Genomic DNA, 18686 nt, shown 5'->3' with positions numbered 1-18686 from the left:
CGTGCATTCGTCGGGGGATGCACGGGCGGACCGGCCACTTGCGTTTCCGGCTCTCGTGCTGGCCGCTTTGGGGCGTTGGCGTAGCGTGATGCCGCCCGACAACTCACGGAAGCTACGGACCCTTAGACACGATGAGCAGCGAGAAGCCCGTCTCCCACTTCCTCGAACTCGCCCGCGGCATGGTGCCGCCGATGCACCCGGCGGGCCGCCCGTTCGTCGCCGGTGCGGCGATCGCGACACTCCTCGTCCGGCTGCGCTTCAAGCGACTCGGCGTCGTCCTCGGCCTGGTCACGGCGTGGGTCGCGTGGTTCTTCCGCGAGCCGAAGCGCGTGACGCCGACCCGCCCGAACATCGCCGTGGCCCCGGCCGACGGCACCGTCTCGCACGTGGTCGACGCCGTCCCGCCCGCCGAGCTCGGCCTCGGCACCGAGCCGATGACGCGCGTGAGCGTGTTCCTCTCGGTGTTCGACGTGCACGTGCAGCGCATCCCCGCCGAGGGCGAGATCGTCCAGGTCTCCTACCACCCCGGCAAGTTCCTCTCGGCCGACCTGGACAAGGCGTCGGAGGAGAACGAGCGCAACACCGTGTGGATGCGCACCGTCGACGGCCACGACCTGGTGTTCGTGCAGATCGCCGGCCTGGTCGCGCGCCGCATCGTGTGCGAGGTCGCCGAGGGCGAGAAGGTCACCGCCGGCCAGACCTACGGCCTGATCCGCTTCGGTTCGCGCGTCGACACCTACGTGCCGCGCGGCAGCCGCGTCCTGGTCGAGGCCGGCCAGCGCACCATCGGCGGGGAGACCGTCCTCGCTGAGCTCCCGGAGGCCTGATGGCTCCCAGCGGGCCCGGCGTTCGCCTCCTGCCGAACGCCATCACGGTCCTCGCGATGTGCTCCGGCCTGTCCGCAGTGCACTTCGCGAACATCGGCATGTGGGGCGCGGCCATCGCCTCGATCGCGGCAGCGGCCGTGTTCGACGGTCTCGACGGCCGCATCGCCCGCCTGCTGGACGCCACGTCGAAGATGGGCGCGGAGCTGGACTCGCTGGCCGACGCCATCTCGTTCGGCGTGGCACCTGCCCTCGCCATCTACCTGTGGAAGTTCGAGGGCAACCGCGCCGGCTGGGTCATCGCCCTGATCTTCGCCGTCTGCATGGTGGTCCGCCTGGCCCGCTTCAACACGTTGCTGGAGAAGGAACAGCCGCCGTTCGCGAAGGAGTTCTTCGTGGGCGTCCCGGCTCCGGCAGGCGGTCTGTTGCTGCTACTGCCTCTGATCATCGAGGAGCAGGTCCGCACCGACGGCTGGTGGAACGACCCGATCGTGGTCGGCATCTGGACGGTCGTGGTCGCGCTGCTGCTGGTCTCCCGCATCCCAACGCTGTCCGTGAAGACCGTGAAGGTCCCGCCGCGCGCGGTGGCGCCTTTGCTCGTGCTGATCGGGCTTTTGGCCGCCGCGATCATCACGTTCCCCTTGGTGGCGCTGATCGTCGCGATGGTCGTGTACCTCGCGCACCTGCCTTACTCGGTGCGGCGGTACATGTGGCTGTCGAAGCACCCCGAGGCTTGGACTGTGACGGGTGTTGAGCGCCGCGCCATCAAGCGTGCGCACGGCGTGGCGGCTCGTCGTCTCGGCCTGCGCCAGCCTTTGCACGGACGCGTTGCCGGTGCGGCCATGCGCGCGGTGCGTCGGCCTCGGCGTGACGCTTCTACCGCTGCTGCTGCGGAAGGCGCGGTGCCCGTTGGTGGGCGTCGCCGCTCGTGGCGTCAGCTGGGCCTGCGCAGGCAGCCCAAGCGGTAGATCGATCTGACCGACGGGCCGGACACGTTGCGACGTGTCCGGCCCGTCTGTTTCTCAGCTGCGAACGGCTTGGGCGATGATCTGTTCCTCCGTCAGCACGCCTTCGTAGACGCGCACGTCATCGATGCCGCCCTGCCAGAGTCTGCCGAGCTCCAAAGTGGACTCGGTCTGCGCCGAGCCGCCCGTGAACGGGATTCTCGTCACGTACACGCCTCTGAAGTACAGCCGCACCTCGGAGCTGAGCTTGTCGTGGACGGCTGTCAGGTAGGTCCACTCCTGCAGTTCCGCTTGGTAGGCGGACTTCACGGTGGTGCCGTTCAGCACGAACTCCCACTTCTTCGACGCGCCGCCGTACCTGAGGTCGAGCTGCGAGGTGCCGTCGTGCACCAGGCTCAGGATCGTCCGGGGCTGGTCGTCGTGAGCGTCGAGATCGAGCCTCGCCCACGCAGAGATCGTGAAGGAGCGGTCGGTGCGGATGCCCGGCGCCGGTGCCGAGACGTAGCCCTCGCCGTCGAAGAGCAACGACGTGTAGCGCCTGCTCTGCTCCCAGCCCGTAGTTCCACCGAGATTTGCGAACCTGCCGGTGACCTCGTCCTCCGTGACGCTGCCCGCACCTTCACCGAGCTTGTAGTGGCTGCGGATGCCCGCCTCGCTCGCCAGCCTCCTGACCTCGGCTTCGTTCAGCGTGCGCGCGTAGGCCTTGACCTCGTCGATCGAACTGGGAGCCGTCCCCTCGCCCACCAGCAGACGCGATGCCCGCCCGCCCTGCACTCCGGCGACCTCGCTCTGCTTCACGCCGTCGACGTACAACGCGAGAGTCTTGGTCGTGACCTCGTAGGTGCCGGTGAGGTGCGTCCAGACACCGGTCTGCGCCTCGTCCCGCGAACGCGCCACGAAGAACTCGGCTCCTGACGTCATGCCGAACGCCCAGCGCCGCGAATCCGAGTCGTAGTGCAGATTCGCGCTGAACGCAGTGCCGTCCGTGGTGGCGACCACAGATCGCCCGCCGTCGACCTTGGCCCACGCTGCCAGGGAGAAGTTCTTCGACGTGTCCACGGGCGTCACACCGCCGAGGTGGTCCTGCGCCTCGTTCAACCGAACTCCGCTGCCGGCGTACCCGACGGCGGCCAGGTCCGGATTCCCGTTGGGCGTCAACAGGTTCTGCCCCTCGGTATCGGCCAGCGTGCCGTCCAGCGTCCAGTGCGCTGCGGGGTGTCCTCCTACGAGCACCCAGAACTCGTAGTTCCGCTGGGCCGAGTAGAGGCCGCCGCGGTTCACCGATCTGACGTACAGGCTCTGCGTACCTGCAGTGCGCGGCGTCCAATGGATCGTCGCCTTGCCGTCGGCGTTGGCGGCGATCTCCTGGTCGAGTCGCTGAGTGCCGAACGAGTAGACGAACTTCACCGCCTCGCCTGCCGAGTCCAGCTCGAACGCCCCTGCGACACCGACACCACCACCAGGCCCTTCCGGCGGGTAGACCTCGGAACTCACCAGCGGCGCGTCGAGCTCGGAGCCCGCGGCGTTCGCGATCGGAGTGGTGAAACCGGCCAAAACGGCCAGGATCAGAACGAAGACGGACGCGCGAAAACCGCGCGCCGATCTGTGGCGCATCAAGGTGTTCCCCCCAAGTTGTCACGTCACGCCGCAGCGCGACGGCCGGGCCTCCCCGCCCGGTTCACGACCACGGTGCACGACGCCCGTCGAACCAGGAAGACTCTGTTCAGGTCATTCACGTCCCGGCACGCTCGCCGTGAGCAACTAGAGTCGGCGTCGTGATCACGCTGACGGCTCGCCTGTCCCCGTCCGCACTGGACACCCGGCGCGGCGTTGTCCGCCTCCACCCGGAGGTGCTCGACGCCTTGGGCCTGCGCGCCTGGGACGCCGTGAAACTGACCGGTGCCCGCGTGAGCGCCGCCCTCGCCGCCGCCGGCGATCACCCGCCAGGCATCGTGCTGGTGGACGACGTCACGCTCACCAACCTCGGCATCGTCGAGGGTTCCGAGATCGTCGTGGCCCCGGTCGACGTGGTCGGCGCCCGCTCGATCACCGTCGCGGGCTCCCGGCTCGCGACCACGGCCCTGACGCCTGAGCACGTGCGGATGGCGTTGACCGGCAAGGTGCTGACGGTCGGCGACAGCGTTTCGCTGCTGCCGCAGGACCTCGCGCCGCCGCCTGGTGCCAACGTGTCCGAGACGCGTCGCAAGTTGTCCAACGCCATCGGCATGACTTGGACCAACGAGCTGATCACCATCACCTCCACCGATCCGGCGGGTCCGGTGGCCGTGCAGCCGTCCAGCGTCGTGGGCTGGCGCTCGGCCACAGCTCCGGCAAAAGAGGTCACGCCCGTGGTGGTGCAGGAGAAGCACGAGGCGCTGCCGTTGACCGACCTGGTTGGGCAGAAGGAGCAGGCGCGCAGGCTGACCGAGTGGCTGGAGCTGATGTTCCGGCAGCCCGAGTTGCTGACGAAGCTCGGTGCGTCGGCCCGGCTGGCGGCGATGATCAGCGGGCCGGAAGGGGTTGGCAAGGCGACGTTGGTCCGTGCCGTGGCGCGGTCGGTGGGCGCTTCGATCGTGGAGCTGGCCGCGCCGAGCATCTCGGTGCTGGAGCCGGGTGCGATGGCCAAGCAGCTCGGCGACGCGATCTCCGGGGTGCCCGAGCAGCCGACGGTGCTGCTGTTGACGGACATCGACGCGCTGCTGCCGTCGACTCCGCCTCCCGTCGCGACGGTCGTGCTCGACATGCTGCGCACCGCGGTGTCGCGGCCGAACCTGGCGCTGGTCGTCACGTCCGCTCGCGCGGAGTCGGTCGATGCCAGACTGCGCGCGCCTGACTTGGTGGACCGCGAGCTGACGCTGCCACTGCCCGACGGTGCCGTGCGCACGGAACTGTTGCGGGTGCTGCTGCGCGAGGTTCCGCTGGAGTCCGATGTGGACTTGGGAGCGGTGGCCGAGCGGGCGCCTGGGTTCGTGGCGGCCGACCTGTGCGCGCTGCGCAGGGAGGCGGCGGTGCGGGCGGCGCTGCGGCAGCGCGAGGTCGCGGAACCTCGGGTGGGGCAAGAGGATCTGCTGGCCGCGTTGAACACGGTCCGGCCGATCTCGATGTCCGCGTCGGACACCATCCAGACCGGCGGGCTGACGCTGGACGACGTCGGTGACATGATCGAGGTCAAGCAGGCTCTCACCGAGGCCGCGCTGTGGCCGTTGCGCTACCCGGACTCCTTTGCGCGCCTTGGGGTTGACCCGCCGCGTGGCGTGCTGCTGTACGGGCCGCCGGGATGCGGCAAGACGTTCCTCGTGCGCGCGCTGGCAGGCACCGGCCAGCTGAACGTCCTGACGGTCAAGGGTGCCGAGCTGATGGACAAGTTCGTCGGCGAGTCGGAACGGGCTGTGCGCGAACTGTTCCGCCGAGCCGCCGACGCCGCTCCGGCCCTCATCTTCCTGGACGAGGTGGACGCCCTGGCACCCAGGCGAGGCCAGTCCTCCGACGCCGGTGTCGCAGACCGGGTCGTGGCTGCGTTGCTGACCGAACTGGACGGCGTAGAACCGTTGCGGGACGTCGTGGTGATCGCCGCGACCAACCGCCCGGAGCTGATCGACCCCGCGCTGCTGCGGCCGGGCCGGTTGGAGCGCCTGGTCAACGTGCCACCGCCGGATGCCGACGCCCGCACGGAGATTCTCAAGGCCTCGTCCCGCAACACCCCGCTCGCGAGCGACGTGGATCTGGCCGCGCTGGCCGCCGAGCTCGACATGTACTCGGCGGCGGACTGCGCGGCTCTCGTGCGTGAGGCAGCGCTGACGGCGATGCGCGAGTCGCTGGACGCGGCCGAGGTGACGCAGGCCCACCTGGCCAAGGCGAGGCAGGTCGTGCGGCCGTCGCTCGACCCGGCGCAGCTGGCGTCGTTGGCGGCCTACGCCGCCAACCGCTCGGCGTGACAGCTCACTTGCTCTTGGACGCGCCCTGGAAGTCGTTGGTGACGATCAGGATGATCCCGGGCGCGGACGACTGGATCCCGTCGAAACGAGCCTCGACCCGAGCCCGCAGCACAGCGGCCAGTTCCTTGGCGGAAGCCTCTTCGTCGGTCCCAGGCCGGAAGTAGACAGTCGTGGTGGGAATCGTGCCCTGCGAGTAGTTGCCGGTGCCCTCAACGGTCCACCCGTTGGCCCGGACCTCGTCAGCAGCCCGAACAGCGAGCCCGGTGATGGTCGAGTTGTTGTAGACCCGGACCGGCACCTTCGCGGCTCCGGGCTGAGTGACCGGAGGCGGGTTGGTGGTCGTCGCCGCGGGCGGGTTCGTGGTCGTGGTTGTGGTAGCCGCAGGCGCCGAAGGTGTGGAAGCAGGCGTCGAGGGCGACTCGGAGGTGGTCTGCGGTGGCGGGGTCGTCGTCGTGCCGCCGGCGGTCGGCGGCTCGTCACCTCCGCCGAAGAGGCTGACAACGCCGATGATCAAAGCCACGGCGGCGACACCCAGCAGGGCGAAGCCGGCGGCCTTGGCCGGGCGGGACGGGCTAGCGGACTCGGGGGAGGTCATCAGTCCTCGGTGCTCCTGGCGCGTGCGCGAACCCTCTGGCGGCCTGTCCGCACGCCGCGCAACCGCTTGACCAGCATCGGATCGGCCGCGAACGCGGCTTCCTTCTCAACCAACGCGTTGAGCAGCTGGTAATAGCGGGTGGCCGACATGTCGAACAGTTCCCTGATGGCCTGTTCCTTGGATCCCGAGTACTTCCACCACTGCTTCTCGAACGCGAGCATCGTGCGTTCGCGGCTGGTCAGCCCGTCAGCGGAGGTAAGCGCCTCGGCGTGATCCATCTGGCTCCCCACGGTCGCCACACCATCTCAGGTGCGGGCAATTCAATCACGTGATCGTTCCAACCTACCGCGCGACACCGACAGTTTTGGACGCCTTAAAGTCTGACCATGGCCGTCCACCGCATCTGCATCGCCGGCGACCCCGTGCTCCACCACCCGACGCGCGAGGTCACCGAGTTCGACACCGAGCTCAAGACGCTCGTCGACGACATGTTCGAGACGATGGCAGCTGCTCGCGGAGTCGGGCTCGCGGCCAACCAGATCGGTGTCGACCTGCGGGTCTTCGTGTACGACTGCCCGGACGACGAAGGCGTGCAGCACCGCGGCGTGATCTGCAACCCGGTGCTCGAGACCTCCGAGATCCCGGAGACCATGCCGGATCCGGACGACGACTTCGAGGGCTGCCTGTCCGTTCCCGGTGAGGCGTACCCGACCGGACGCGCCCAATGGGCGAAGGTGACCGGGCAGGACGTCGACGGGCAGCCGTTCGAGGTCGAGGGCACCGGCTTCTTCGCGCGTTGCCTGCAGCACGAGACCGACCACCTCAACGGCTTCCTGTACATCGACCGCCTCGTCGGCCGGTACAAGAAGGAGTCGAAGCGGATGCTGCGCGACAACGAGTGGGGTGTGCCGGGCCTCTCGTGGGACCCGGCCGACCCCGCGAACTTCGCCGACGAAGACGAGGACTAACGCAGCACTGCCTCGACCTGCGCCAGTTCGTCGGCCGACAGCGGCCCGAACGCCAGCGCACCCGCGTTCTCCTCGACCTGAGCCACCGTCCGGACGCCCGGAATCGGGATCAGCCGGGGAGAACGCGCCCAGAACCACGCCAGCGCGCCCTGCACCAACGTCCGCCCGCCCGACGTCAACACGTCGCGAACAGCCTCCCGCGCCTCGAGGTACTCCGGTGACGGCTTCCCGTCGACGAAGAACCGCAGCCACGAGGGGTTCGTGACGCGCACGTCGTCAGCAGGCAGCACGTCGAACGTGTCCCGCGCCAGCAGCCCCATCGCGAGCGGACGACGGCACAGCACCGAGTACTCCCCCGCGTACATCTCGGGGTTGTCGAACAGCAGGTTGATGTCGGCCTGAGCGGCGACACCGTGCTCGCCGGCGGCGAAGAACCGCGCCCGCTCGACGTCGTCGGTGCTCCACCCGTAGGCGCGGATCTTGCCCTCGGCGACCAGCGCCTCGCACTCGTCCCGCAGCAGGGCGGCCTCTTCCAGCGGCAGGTCGCCGATGTGCAGCTGGTACAGGTCGATCCAGTCCGTTCCCAAGCGCCGCAGAGACCCCTCGACTGCACGGCGCAGGTACGCGACGGATCCGTCGTTCCCGGTCATCTCACGTGACCCGGCGTCGAACGTGCATCCCCACTTGGTGGCGATCCGCACCTGGTCACGCACATCCGCAAACGCTTGCCCGACCACGGTTTCCGCGTGCCCGCAGCCGTAGACGTCCGCGGTGTCGAACAACGTCACGCCCAGCTCGAACGCCCGCCGCAGCGCCTTCAGGGACTGCCCGTCGTCGGCCGGCCCCCACCCGACCGGCTCGCCACCGCTGAAGAACGGGCCGCCCATGGCCCACGTGCCGAAACCCATCTTGCCCAGATCCGTCATGGGCACCAGCGAACATCCTGGAGCGCACTCCAGGTCAAGAACCAGCCGCTTCTGGTCAAAAAAGGATTGCCGGCGTCAGCGACCATCAAGGCATGCCAATCGAAAACATCGTCGCCTTCGTAGCGGCCTCGTTCCTCATCGCACTGTCGCCCGGACCTGGCACGGCCATGGTCCTGCGACAGTCGGTGCACGGGCGAAAAGCCGCGCTGGCGACGGTGTTCGGCATGGAGGTCGGTGTCGCCTGCTGGGCGATCGCGGCCGCGCTGGGCCTGTCCGTCCTGCTCACGGCGTCCGAGATCGCCTACCACGCGCTCCGGATCATCGGCGCGGTCTTCCTGATCTACCTGGGCGTCAAGGCCCTGATCAGCAAGAGCCTGCCGGGCGCCGAACCTCCGCCCGCGAGCCACGCGTTCCGCAGCGGGCTGGTCGTGAACCTGGCCAACCCGAAGCTCGGCGTGTTCGCGATCTCGTTCCTACCGCAGTTCGTGCCTGCCGGGGAGGCCGGCCAGGGGGTTCTGCTCTTCCTCGCCATCGGCTGGGTGCTGATCGACACCGTCTGGTACCTGATCATCGTGTCGATCCTGCACACCATCCGCGGCTGGCTGAGCCGCCCGCGGGTCCGTCCGGCTCTCGAGAAGCTGTCTGGCGGCGTGCTGCTGGCGCTCGGAGTCCGGCTGGTACTCGACCCGCGTTGAGATCGGGCTGCCCCGGCGCCAGAAGAGCTCTGGCAACCCGGCCAGCTCACCGAGGGTGTGGCAGGCCGCCATGGAGGCGTAGCCACCGGCCAGCACGTGCGCGCGGATCCGGTCCAGACGGCCGAACTCGATCACCTCACCGGCGATGAGGAACGGCAGCACCAGCTGCCAGGCCCGCACCACCGCTGGCCGGCGCCGGTGAGGTGCGCGCAGGGCTGCCCGCGCCACTCGTAAGAGGTGCTCGTTCGCGCTCATCGTGTACGGATGCGCCGAGTGGTCCCAGTTCCACCTGCGCTCCTCCGTGACGGCGCACCGCACGCACTCGACCGGTCCGGTGCCCAGCTCGGCACCGCAGCGGGAGCACGCCAGCAGCGTCATCGCCCAGTCGACGCACGTCCACGGGTACTGGCCGACGTCGGAGGAGACCACCAGCTCGGCCAGTTCCCTGTCCGCCAGCTGGGACGATGTTCGCAACGCCTCCCAGTCCGCGAGCCAGAACTGGTCGAGCAGCTCGGCGCAGAACCCGCAGTCGGGATAGCCGCGACCAGCGAGTTCTCCGCAGGAAGGGCATGCGGAGACCACGGCGGGACGTTGACCGCGACGCGCGCCGGGCGGGAACGGCTGATGATCCGCCACGAGAGAGAAGGTTAGGGGCAAACGACGCCCTTGGCAGCTACGGCGCGCGCTGACTATGGTCGGGTCTCGACAACTCAACAAGAACGCGGGAGCTCGCGCCTGAGCGGGCTGAGAGGGTGACTGGCAGTAGTGCCGGTGTCACCGACCGCCTGAACCTGACCGGGTAATGCCGGCGTAGGGAGGAATGTCGTGACGGCACTTGACGACCGTTCGGTCAAGCCCAGTGTTACCACCGGCCCGATCTCGGGCTCCCGCAAGGTGTACCGCGATGGTGTGCCTTTCCGCAGGGTGGAACTGACCAACGGCGAACATGTCGATCTGTACGACACTTCCGGTCCGTATACCGACGAGAACGCGACCATCGACGTCCACAGTGGACTTCCCGGCCTCAGGTCGGAGTGGGTCGCCGCACGGGAACCGATCAACGGAGCTGTCAGCCAGCTCGCGTACGCGAAGGCCGGGATCATCACCCCGGAGATGAAGTACATCGCGGTGCGCGAGAACCTCGACGCGGAGTTCGTGCGCAACGAGGTCGCCATCGGGCGTGCGGTCATTCCGTTGAACCGCAAGCACCCCGAGGCCGAGCCGATGATCATCGGCAAGAAGTTCCTGGTGAAGATCAACGCCAACATCGGCAACTCCGCGGTGTCGTCGTCGATCGAGGACGAGGTCGACAAGATGGTGTGGGCGTCCCGCTGGGGCGCCGACACGATCATGGACCTGTCCACCGGCAAGCGGATTCACGAGACGCGCGAGTGGATCCTGCGCAACTCGCCCGTGCCGATCGGCACCGTGCCGATCTACCAGGCGCTGGAGAAGGTCAACGGCGACCCGGCGGCGCTGTCGTGGGAGATCTACCGCGACACCGTGATCGAGCAGGCCGAGCAGGGCGTCGACTACATGACCGTGCATGCGGGCGTGCTGCTGCGGTACGTGCCGATGACGGCCAAGCGCGTCACCGGCATCGTCTCGCGCGGCGGGGCGATCATGGCCGGGTGGTGCCTCGCGCACCACAAGGAGAGCTTCCTCTACACGCACTTCGAGGAACTCTGCGACATCCTGCGCACCTACGACATCACGTTCTCGCTGGGTGACGGGCTGCGGCCGGGTTCCATCGCGGACGCCAACGACGAGGCGCAGTTCGCCGAACTCAGGACGCTGGGCGAGCTCACGCACATCGCGCGGGCCAAGGACGTCCAGGTGATGATCGAGGGCCCCGGCCACGTGCCGATGCACAAGATCGCCGAGAACGTGCGGCTGGAAGAGGAGTGGTGCGGCGAGGCGCCGTTCTACACCCTCGGCCCGCTGGCCACGGACATCGCGCCGGCGTACGACCACATCACGTCCGCGATCGGCGCGGCGCAGATCGGCTGGCTGGGCACCGCGATGCTCTGCTACGTCACGCCGAAGGAGCACCTCGGCCTGCCGAACCGGGACGACGTGAAGACCGGCGTGATCACGTACAAGATCGCGGCGCACTCCGCGGACCTCGCCAAGGGCCACCCCGGCGTCCAGGACTGGGACGACGCGTTGTCCAAGGCGCGCTTCGAGTTCCGCTGGGAGGACCAGTTCAACCTGTCGCTCGACCCGGACACCGCGCGCTCGTTCCACGACGAGACGCTCCCCGCGGAACCGGCGAAGACGGCGCACTTCTGCTCGATGTGCGGGCCGAAGTTCTGCTCCATGAAGATCACCCAGGACGTCCGCCGCTATGCCGAGGAACGCGGACTGTCCACAGTGGAGGCGATCGAGGCGGGCATGGCGGAGAAGTCCGGCGAGTTCGCCGACACCGGCAACAAGGTCTACCTGCCAGTGGTGGAAACGACGTGACAGCAACACCTCCGCGGGTCCTCACCATCGCCGGAAGCGATTCCGGCGGTGGTGCGGGGATCCAGGCCGACCTCCGCACGCTCTTCGCGTGCGGAGTGCACGGCTGCGTCGCCCTGACTGCCGTGACGGTGCAGAACTCGTTGGGCGTCACGGGCGTCGCCGAGATACCGGCTGCCACGGTCGCCGCGCAGATCATCTCGGTCGCCGAGGACATCGGGCTGCAGGCCGCGAAGACCGGCATGCTGGCGTCGTCGGCGATCATCGAGGCGATCACGCCCGCGCTGGACCGCGTCGGGATCGGCCGCGGCCAGAAGACCCCGTTCGTCGTCGACCCCGTGTCGGCGTCGATGCACGGCGACCAGCTGCTGGCCGACTCGGCGCTGGACGCGTTGCGGGGCTTGCTCTTCCCGCGCGCGACTTTGGTGACGCCGAACCTGGACGAGGTGCGGTTGATCACGGGTGTTGCGGTGAAGGACCGGGCTGACCAACGGGTTGCCGCGGAGGCGTTGCACGCCATGGGTCCGGAGTGGGTGCTCGTGAAGGGCGGCCACATGTGGGACGACCCGGAGTGCCTCGACCTGCTGTACGACGGCCGGGAGTTCATCGAACTGCCTGGGCCGCGCTACGACGTGGAGCACACGCACGGCAGCGGCGACACTCTCGCGTCGTCGATCAGTTCGGCACTCGCTCGCGGGGCGTCGGTGCCGGAAGCAGTGCGGTTCGGCAAGGACTTCATCGTGAAGTCCGTAGCCGCCGCTTACCCGCTGGGGGCCGGAGTCGGACCCGTGTCGCCGTTGTGGAGGCTCGACAGGTAACGGGCGTACATCGCCTTGAGGTCGGTGGTCTCGGGGTCGAGCAGCCAGACCGTCAGCGCGCCTTCGAGGAAGGCGATCAGCTCGACGGCGCCTGCCTCCCCGAGCACACCGGCGAAGTGCTTTCTGAGCAACCGGTTCCGGGCCCGGAACCGTTGCGTGATCTCGTCGTCCCTTGTCAGGTGCTCCGCCTGCAGCACCGTGTGCAGCGTCGCCAAACCCTTGTGCGCCATGGTGTATTCGGCGTCTTCCAGCAACGCCGTGACGAGATCATTGCTGCTCACCCGGCTGGCTGCCCGCGCGTCGAACTCGTCCAGCACGGCCTTGAGCAGGTTCTCCTTGGAACCGAAGTGGTGGATCACCGCGGACGGCGTGACGCTCGCCTTCTTGGCGATGGCCGCGACCCCCGTGCCCGCGAACCCGTTGACACCGAACAGCTCGATCGCGGCGTCGACGATCTCGCGCCGCCGCTCGACGCCGCGCTGCTGAACCTGTCCCTTGATCCCGACCACACGAAAAAGGCTAGCTGGCCGCATTATACTGAACAACCATGCAGGAAAATGAGGTCAGGACAGAGCTGGTCATCCCGGCGCCGATCGACGACGTGTGGCAGGTGCTGGTGGACTTCGGCGGCTATGCCCACTGGAACCCCGTCATGGAGTACGTGCAGGTAGACGACCTGAAGACCAAGGTGAAGGCGGCCAAGGGCACGCCGTTCGAGCGCGAGTTCGACGGCGAGATCACGGCGACCGAGAAGTACGTGCTGGCGTCCCAGGGCGGCGACCCGAAGATGTTCTTCGGCCGCCACCGCTGGGAGCTGACAGAGATCGACAGCGGCACCCGGCTGGTGAACATGGAGGCCTTCACCGGCCCGATGGCCGCCGATGTGCTGGCGCAGACCCGCGAGGTGCTCGTCGCGGAGTTCGACGCCTTCAACCAGGCGCTACTGCGACTCTTCGTCCAGGCATAGGCAGAAGGGGTGGCCGGCCGGGTCGAACAGCGACTTCACGCGCTAGCTCGATTCTTCGTCGTCGGCCTGCCAAGCGGCCCACACCCGGCTCTCGTGCATGAACCGCTTGGTCTCAGCGAGACCGAGTCCGGACTCGCTGATCACCATCAGGCAGTTCATCTTCGACAGACCACGTTGCCGGAGCAGGCCGAGCACCTCGTCGTACCCCGCTCCGGCCGCCAGCCGCGCACGAGCCAGTTCCACGAAGGGGTCGAGCTCAGCGGGATCGGACACTACTTCGGCTCTTCGCCGACCAGCGTCTCCAGCGCGTCCAACGCGTTCACCAGAGCCGAAACGTGTTCGGGTGTCAGCTGTTCGATCCGCCGCTGCAGCTCGCGCACCCGCGCGGACCGCACTCCGGAGACCATCGTCTCGCCCTCGGGTGTGGGGGTCGCGAGCCACGCGCGGCCGTCCTGCGGGTCCGGTTCGCGCTTCACGTACCCGGCCTCGACCAGGGCGGCGACGATGCGGGACAACGTCGGCGGCGCCACGCCTTCCTTGGTCGCCAGGTCGCCGAGGCGCATGGGGCCGCAGCGGGCGAGGGTGGCCAGCGCGGAGACCGCGCCGGGGCCGAGTCCCGGGGAACCGGTGCGTCGCAGCAACCGGGCCAGCCGGCCGATCGCCAGGTACAGGCGCGCGGTCGCGTCCTCGACCTCGGCGTCAATGGGGGCCGTCACGGCTTGTCGTCCTCCTCGGCGGGATTAAGTAGTTCTCAATCATCCCCCAACACGTGAGTACCCACGGTAGCGACCTCAGAGTCCCGGCGAAGACGCTTGGGCCCAAAAGCGCTGCGGAATTCGGCCCGCCAAGCGCGCGAGCCGTCCGCCCTCGACCGCACAACGCATGGCGGCGCCCATGCGTTCCGGGTCCTGGGCACGGGTGACCGCGGTCGCCAAAAGTACCGCTGAGCAGCCGAGTTCCATCGCCAGCGCCGCGTCGGACGCCGTGCCGATGCCCGCGTCGAGCACCACCGGGACGGTCGCGCGCGAGGTGATCAGCTCGATGTTGTGCGGATTGCGGATGCCGAGTCCCGTTCCGATCGGCGAACCAAGAGGCATCACCGTGGCGCAACCGATGTCCTGGAGCTTCAACGCCAGCACCGGGTCGTCGTTGGTGTACGGCAGTACCACAAAACCGTCCTGCACCAACCGTTCCGCCGCGTCCAGCAGTTCGACCGGGTCCGGCAGCAGGGTCTGCTCGTCGTAAACCACTTCGAGCTTCACCCAGTTGGTTTCCAACGCCTCGCGCGCGAGCTGGGCGGTCAGCACGGCCTCGGCGGACGTACGGCAGCCGGCCGTGTTCGGCAGGACCTCGATTCCAAGGCGCCGCAACAACTCCAGCACGCCGGTCTGACCAACGGAATCCACCCTGCGCATGGCCACGGTCGTCAGCTCGGTACCGGACGCGACCAGAGCCCGTTCCAGCACCGAGAGGTTCGCGGCACCACCGGTGCCGGTGATGAGCCTGGACCGGAACTCCCGGCCCGCGATGATCAGCGGATCGTCCACGTCAGCCTCCCTGGACCGCGGTCAGCACCTCGACCACGCCGCCGTCCGGCACGATCGTCTTGTCCCACAACGCCCTCGGCACCACAGCGCCGTCCAGTGCCACGGCGACACCGGACGTGGGCGCCCCCACCAGCGACACCAGCGCGGCGACGGACGTGCCGTCGTCCAGGTCGCGAGAAGTGCCGTTGACCTGTGCTTTCACCAGCTTCCTCCCTTGAGCAGCCCGACGACCTGCGCAGCGGTGTGCGGGGCGAGCAGAAGTCCGTTGCGGTGGTGTCCGGTCGCCGCGATCACGCCGGGCTCCAGCCAGCGCACGATCGGCACGTTGTCCGGGCTGCCCGCGCGGAACCCGACGGCGGCCTCGGTCAGCGCGTACTCGGCGATGCCCGGCAGCACGGTTTCCGCGTCCCGCAACAGGTCCCGCACCCCCGCGACGGACACGTCGGTGTCGAACCCCACCTCGTACTGCGTAGCTCCGACGACCAGGCCGTCGTTGCGCGGAACCAGATACACCGGCCGGCCGGAAACCAGAGCGCGGATCGTGTGACGCGGCGGCGGCAACGCCCCAGAACGCCAGGAAAGCCGCAGGATCTCACCCTTGACCGGCCGGATCACGTCCCGCAGCAAGGGATGCAACGCACCGCTCCACGCCCCGGCTGCGATCACCTCGACGCGGCCGTCCACATCGGACCGCACGCCCAGCTCGACGCATGCCTTCCACAGTGCGGAAAGCAACGCGCGGTTGTCGACGGCGAGGTCACCTGCCGCGTACACACCGCCACGAACCGCCGGGCCCAGAGAAGGTTCGAGCGCACGGATCTCCCGCGAGGTCAGCAACTCCCCCGCGTGCTTCAGATCAGCGAGGTCACCGGGTTGCGTTCCAACCGCGAGAGTCCCCGCCGTGAACAGTTCGACACCGATCGACGAGGCGAACGCGGGCCACATCGCCAGGGCCTCAACACCCTGCGCCACCACGGCTTCCTCGCCCGGCCAGGCCTCCGTCAACGGCGCGAGCATCCCGCCCGCGACCCGTGATCCGGCGTGCGGGGACCCCACGTCGGTAACCGAAACCGAGTACCCGTCCCGCAGCAACGCCAAAGCCACGGACAGGCCGATGACACCGCCACCCCGGACGGCCACTTCCACACTGCTCAAGGCATTCACGCTCCCTGCGCCGGCATGACCCGGATCAGGTTCGACGGTCGGAGCGAACCACGCTCCCTCTCAGCCCGGTGATCTCCAGGCTCCCGTGCGGACCGACACCAACATAACGGTTACCGTGCGAGCGTGCCAGGACTCGACGGAAACCTGATCAGGCAACGACTCGCCGACGCGACGCTCTACCTCTGCACGCCGAACCGGCCTGATCTGGCCGAGTTCGCCGATGCGGCCCTCGCCGGCGGCGTCGACATCATCCAACTGCGGGACAAGTCACTCGAGGCGAAGCAGGAGCTCGACGCGCTCGAGATCCTCGCCGAAGCCGCCGAACGCCACGGCAAGCTCTTCGCCGTCAACGACCGCGCGGACATCGCGCACGCGGTCCAGGCCGACGTGCTGCACCTCGGCCAGGACGACCTGCCCGTGCCGCTCGCCCGGAAGATCCTCGGCGACGACGTGGTGATCGGCCGCTCCACCCACGACGTCGACCAGATGCGGGCGGCGGCGGACGAACCCGGCGTGGACTACTTCTGCACCGGCCCGTGCTGGCCGACGCCGACCAAGCCGGGCCGTCCGGCTCCAGGACTGGACCTCGTCCGAGCGACGAAGAGCGCCAGGCCGTGGTTCGCGATCGGCGGCATCGACCTCACGAACCTCCACGAGGTGAAGGCCGCAGGAGCCACCCGCGTCGTCGTCGTCCGGGCCATCACCGACGCCGAGGACCCGCGCAAGGCAGCCGAGTCGTTCAAAGTTGAACTTAGTAGTTGAAATTTGAACAACTTGGCGTACGCTCGGAACTGTGAGCGCACCTGTGCTGTACCTGAGCCACGGGGCTCCCCCGTTGGCTGACGACGAGACGTGGACCAGAGAGCTCAAGGACTGGTCCGCCACTCTCCCGCGCCCGGAGGCCGTGCTCATGGTCTCCGCGCACTGGGAGGAGGCGCCGACCACGATCGGCGCGACCACGACCGTGCCGCTGGTCTACGACTTCTGGGGCTTCCCGCAGCACTACTACGAGGTCACGTACGAAGCGCCGGGTGCTCCCGAGCTCGCGGAGGACGTCCGCAAGCTCCTCGGCGGCCACGTCCAGCAGGACGCCGGCCGCGGCCTCGACCACGGCGCATATGTGCCGCTCAAGGAGATGTTCCCGGACGCGGACGTGCCGGTGCTGCAGATGTCGCTGCCCACGCTCGACCCGCGCGAGCTGCACGGGATCGGCCGGAAGCTCGCACCGCTGCGGGACAAGAACGTCCTGATCGTCGGCAGCGGGTTCATGACGCACAACCTGAGCTGCGTGCACTTCGGCCAGGGCCCGGACTACGAGCCGCCGTCGTGGTCGAAGGAGTTCGACGACTGGGCGCACCAGCAGCTGGCGAACGGCGACGTGGACGCGTTGCTGGACTTCCAGCAGAAGGCTCCCGCGGCGGGCATCGCGCATCCGCGGACCGAGCACTTCGCGCCGCTGTTCGTGGCACTCGGCGCTGCGAGCGACGAGAAAGCCCGTACCAGCGTTGAAGGCTTCTGGTACGGGCTCTCGAAACGATCTGTGCAGTTCAGCTAGAGATCAGCCGCGCGTCAGGGTCAGGCCGTAGCGCGACAGGATCGGGTTCACCGGCTGGAAGTACGTGGTGCCACCGGACGAGCAGTTGCCCGAACCGCCGGACGTCACGCCCTGGGCCTGGCCGAAGCCCGAGCCCGCCACCCAGGAGCCACCCGAGTCGCCGGGCTCCGCGCACACGTTGGTGCGGGTGAGGCCGCGGACGGTGCCCTGCGGGTAGTTCACGGTCTGGTTCTTGGCCTGGACCGAACCGCAGTGCCAGCCGGTGGTCGAGCCGGAGCGGCAGATCTGCGCGCCGACAGCGGCCTCGGTGGAGCCCTTGACGATCACGTTGGCACCGCCGTAGCGGTTGACCCACGGCCGCGGGGTCCAGTTCGCGTTGGTCTTCACCCACGCGTAGTCGTTGCCGGGGAACGTCGACGCCTGGAAGGTGCCCTGGGCGACGCGGTTGAAGCCCTGGGTGGCGGTGCCGGCGCGGCCGCAGTGGCCGGCGATGACGAACCCGCCGGTCACGGAGAAGCCGAGCGAGCAACGTCCGCCGCCCATGTAGACCGCGTCACCACCGCGCAGGTCGTACAGCGTGGTCGGGCTCTCGGCCACCTCGGCGACCTGAACGGCGCCGCTGATGCTCTTGGCCGTGGCGATCCACTGGTCCGCGGCCGCGTCGCGGGTGTTCTTGTTGACCTCGACCACGACGGCGTTGGACTTCTCGTCCACCCGCCAGCTGGTGACGCTCGCGGGAGCGGTCATGAGGTCGAGCACCGACTTGGTGCCGTTGAGCTGGGTGAGCGAGTTCTGGACGACCTTGGTGTCCGCGCCGCTCACGGAGAGTCCCGACCTGGTCACCGCCACGGTCAGTCTGCCGCTCGCCTGGTCGATCCAGGATCCGCCGAACGCGTCACCCAGAGAGGCCTTCGCCTGCTCCGCGGTTTCGCTTGCTTTCTGGTCAGAAGCCAACCGGACGCGTGCCTGGTCAGCGTTCAGGCCCAAATCACGTTGGACCGCTTGGAGCAATTCGGCCGGGTAGCTCTCCGTGTCGGAACCGGTTGGGGCGACTGGTGCGGCAGGGGCGCCAAACGCCGGTACGCTGAGAGCAGTCACGACTCCGGTGGCGAGCAACACGGCACCGGTAATACGGGCCGCACTCGTGCGGTTCATCAGACGTCTCCCTCACTTTCGGGTGCAGGGGAACCCGAGAGATCGGTTGCAGGGACCTCTCTCGGGGGCTCTAGGGGGACGGGTGGTGGGGCGGCGGCAGGGGTCGCCC

General features: G+C 68.5%; 22 protein-coding genes and 2 riboswitches. Of the genes, 11 read left to right on the top strand and 11 right to left on the bottom strand.

The features are described from left to right. Positions 1-131: 131 nt before the first annotated feature. Together UK23_RS11890 and pssA are read left to right on the top strand one after the other, a co-directional pair. Positions 132-827: a phosphatidylserine decarboxylase gene (locus tag UK23_RS11890; protein ID WP_045311498.1), complete on the top strand. Its 696-nt coding sequence runs from the start codon at positions 132-134 to the stop codon at positions 825-827. After that, on the top strand, positions 827-1792 hold the full coding sequence (gene pssA, locus UK23_RS11885; protein ID WP_156213040.1) for a CDP-diacylglycerol--serine O-phosphatidyltransferase: 966 nt from the start codon (positions 827-829) through the stop codon (positions 1790-1792). The genes UK23_RS11890 and pssA overlap by 1 nt, the downstream gene beginning before the upstream one ends. A gap of 54 nt (positions 1793-1846) precedes the next feature. On the opposite strand, the gene UK23_RS11880 is transcribed toward pssA, so the two are convergent. Further along, the gene (locus UK23_RS11880) at positions 1847-3403 is read right to left on the bottom strand and encodes a LamG domain-containing protein (protein ID WP_045311496.1); all 1557 of its coding nucleotides are present in this window, start codon (positions 3401-3403) and stop codon (positions 1847-1849) included. Between the two features lie 161 nt (positions 3404-3564). On the opposite strand from UK23_RS11880, the gene UK23_RS11875 reads away from it, so the two are divergent. Next, positions 3565-5724, top strand: a complete 2160-nt coding sequence (locus UK23_RS11875) for an AAA family ATPase (protein WP_045311495.1) — start codon at positions 3565-3567, stop codon at positions 5722-5724. A 4-nt stretch (positions 5725-5728) separates the two neighbouring features. Here UK23_RS11875 and UK23_RS11870 read toward each other — a convergent pair whose 3' ends face one another. Both UK23_RS11870 and UK23_RS11865 read right to left on the bottom strand, forming a co-directional pair. After that, the gene (locus tag UK23_RS11870; protein WP_045311494.1) at positions 5729-6319 is read right to left on the bottom strand and encodes a LytR C-terminal domain-containing protein; all 591 of its coding nucleotides are present in this window, start codon (positions 6317-6319) and stop codon (positions 5729-5731) included. Then, entirely contained in the window at positions 6319-6597 is a 279-nt protein-coding gene (locus UK23_RS11865) for a DUF3263 domain-containing protein (protein ID WP_045311520.1), read from the bottom strand. The genes UK23_RS11870 and UK23_RS11865 overlap by 1 nt, the downstream gene beginning before the upstream one ends. A gap of 108 nt (positions 6598-6705) precedes the next feature. Here UK23_RS11865 and UK23_RS11860 point away from each other — a divergent pair, with 108 nt between their 5' ends. Next, positions 6706-7287 (top strand): peptide deformylase, encoded by a 582-nt coding sequence (locus tag UK23_RS11860; protein WP_045311493.1) that lies wholly within the window; start codon positions 6706-6708, stop codon positions 7285-7287. On the opposite strand, the gene UK23_RS11855 is transcribed toward UK23_RS11860, so the two are convergent. Continuing rightward, positions 7284-8213: an aldo/keto reductase gene (locus UK23_RS11855; RefSeq protein WP_045311492.1), complete on the bottom strand. Its 930-nt coding sequence runs from the start codon at positions 8211-8213 to the stop codon at positions 7284-7286. The two genes, UK23_RS11860 and UK23_RS11855, sit on opposite strands and share 4 nt — an antisense overlap. A 92-nt stretch (positions 8214-8305) precedes the next feature. Between UK23_RS11855 and UK23_RS11850 the strand changes: the two genes are divergently transcribed. The 4 genes from UK23_RS11850 (at position 8306) to thiD (ending at position 12189) form a co-directional block, all read left to right on the top strand. After that, positions 8306-8908 carry a LysE family translocator gene (locus UK23_RS11850; RefSeq protein WP_045311491.1) on the top strand — a complete coding sequence of 201 codons (603 nt, stop codon included), beginning with the start codon at positions 8306-8308 and terminating at the stop codon, positions 8906-8908. Positions 8909-9164: 256 nt separating this feature from the next. Then, positions 9165-9446, top strand: coding sequence for a hypothetical protein (locus tag UK23_RS11845; RefSeq protein WP_045311490.1), 282 nt, complete (start codon positions 9165-9167; stop codon positions 9444-9446). Positions 9447-9619: 173 nt separating this feature from the next. Next, positions 9620-9742, top strand: a riboswitch (TPP riboswitch). After that, positions 9734-11374, top strand: a complete 1641-nt coding sequence (gene thiC / locus UK23_RS11840) for a phosphomethylpyrimidine synthase ThiC (protein ID WP_045311489.1) — start codon at positions 9734-9736, stop codon at positions 11372-11374. (Overlaps the previous riboswitch by 9 nt.) Beyond that, complete coding sequence (gene thiD, locus UK23_RS11835) at positions 11371-12189, top strand: bifunctional hydroxymethylpyrimidine kinase/phosphomethylpyrimidine kinase (protein WP_045311488.1); 819 nt, start codon at positions 11371-11373, stop codon at positions 12187-12189. The genes thiC and thiD overlap by 4 nt, the downstream gene beginning before the upstream one ends. Here the strand turns inward: thiD and UK23_RS11830 are convergent. Next, entirely contained in the window at positions 12132-12698 is a 567-nt protein-coding gene (locus UK23_RS11830) for a TetR/AcrR family transcriptional regulator (RefSeq protein WP_045311487.1), read from the bottom strand. The two genes, thiD and UK23_RS11830, sit on opposite strands and share 58 nt — an antisense overlap. Before the next feature lie 38 nt (positions 12699-12736). Here UK23_RS11830 and UK23_RS11825 point away from each other — a divergent pair, with 38 nt between their 5' ends. After that, the gene (locus tag UK23_RS11825; RefSeq protein ID WP_045311486.1) at positions 12737-13156 is read left to right on the top strand and encodes an SRPBCC domain-containing protein; all 420 of its coding nucleotides are present in this window, start codon (positions 12737-12739) and stop codon (positions 13154-13156) included. 42 nt (positions 13157-13198) lie between these two features. Here UK23_RS11825 and UK23_RS11820 read toward each other — a convergent pair whose 3' ends face one another. The 5 genes from UK23_RS11820 to UK23_RS11800 form a co-directional block, all read right to left on the bottom strand. Next, on the bottom strand, positions 13199-13429 hold the full coding sequence (locus tag UK23_RS11820; RefSeq protein WP_045311485.1) for a hypothetical protein: 231 nt from the start codon (positions 13427-13429) through the stop codon (positions 13199-13201). Further along, a complete protein-coding gene (locus UK23_RS11815) occupies positions 13429-13872 on the bottom strand; it encodes a MarR family winged helix-turn-helix transcriptional regulator (RefSeq protein ID WP_231114466.1) in 444 nt (147 codons plus the stop codon). The genes UK23_RS11820 and UK23_RS11815 overlap by 1 nt, the downstream gene beginning before the upstream one ends. 75 nt (positions 13873-13947) lie before the next feature. Further along, positions 13948-14703, bottom strand: coding sequence for a thiazole synthase (locus UK23_RS11810; protein ID WP_045311484.1), 756 nt, complete (start codon positions 14701-14703; stop codon positions 13948-13950). Position 14704: 1 nt separating this feature from the next. Continuing rightward, a complete protein-coding gene (thiS, locus tag UK23_RS11805; protein WP_045311483.1) occupies positions 14705-14905 on the bottom strand; it encodes a sulfur carrier protein ThiS in 201 nt (66 codons plus the stop codon). Then, positions 14902-15849 (bottom strand): FAD-dependent oxidoreductase, encoded by a 948-nt coding sequence (locus UK23_RS11800; protein ID WP_330770089.1) that lies wholly within the window; start codon positions 15847-15849, stop codon positions 14902-14904. The genes thiS and UK23_RS11800 overlap by 4 nt, the downstream gene beginning before the upstream one ends. A 3-nt stretch (positions 15850-15852) precedes the next feature. Continuing rightward, positions 15853-15964: riboswitch (TPP riboswitch) on the bottom strand. A gap of 26 nt (positions 15965-15990) precedes the next feature. Between UK23_RS11800 and thiE the strand changes: the two genes are divergently transcribed. Further along, positions 15991-16629: a thiamine phosphate synthase gene (gene thiE, locus UK23_RS11795; RefSeq protein WP_045311481.1), complete on the top strand. Its 639-nt coding sequence runs from the start codon at positions 15991-15993 to the stop codon at positions 16627-16629. Between the two features lie 31 nt (positions 16630-16660). Next, positions 16661-17422 carry a dioxygenase gene (locus tag UK23_RS11790; protein ID WP_231114465.1) on the top strand — a complete coding sequence of 254 codons (762 nt, stop codon included), beginning with the start codon at positions 16661-16663 and terminating at the stop codon, positions 17420-17422. A gap of 3 nt (positions 17423-17425) precedes the next feature. Here UK23_RS11790 and UK23_RS11785 read toward each other — a convergent pair whose 3' ends face one another. Beyond that, complete coding sequence (locus tag UK23_RS11785) at positions 17426-18577, bottom strand: S1 family peptidase (protein WP_045311480.1); 1152 nt, start codon at positions 18575-18577, stop codon at positions 17426-17428. Positions 18578-18686 lie beyond the last annotated feature (109 nt).

Source organism: Lentzea aerocolonigenes (assembly GCF_000955955.1).
Classification (GTDB): domain Bacteria; phylum Actinomycetota; class Actinomycetes; order Mycobacteriales; family Pseudonocardiaceae; genus Lentzea; species Lentzea aerocolonigenes_A.
This window is presented reverse-complemented; position numbering and strand designations above follow the sequence as displayed.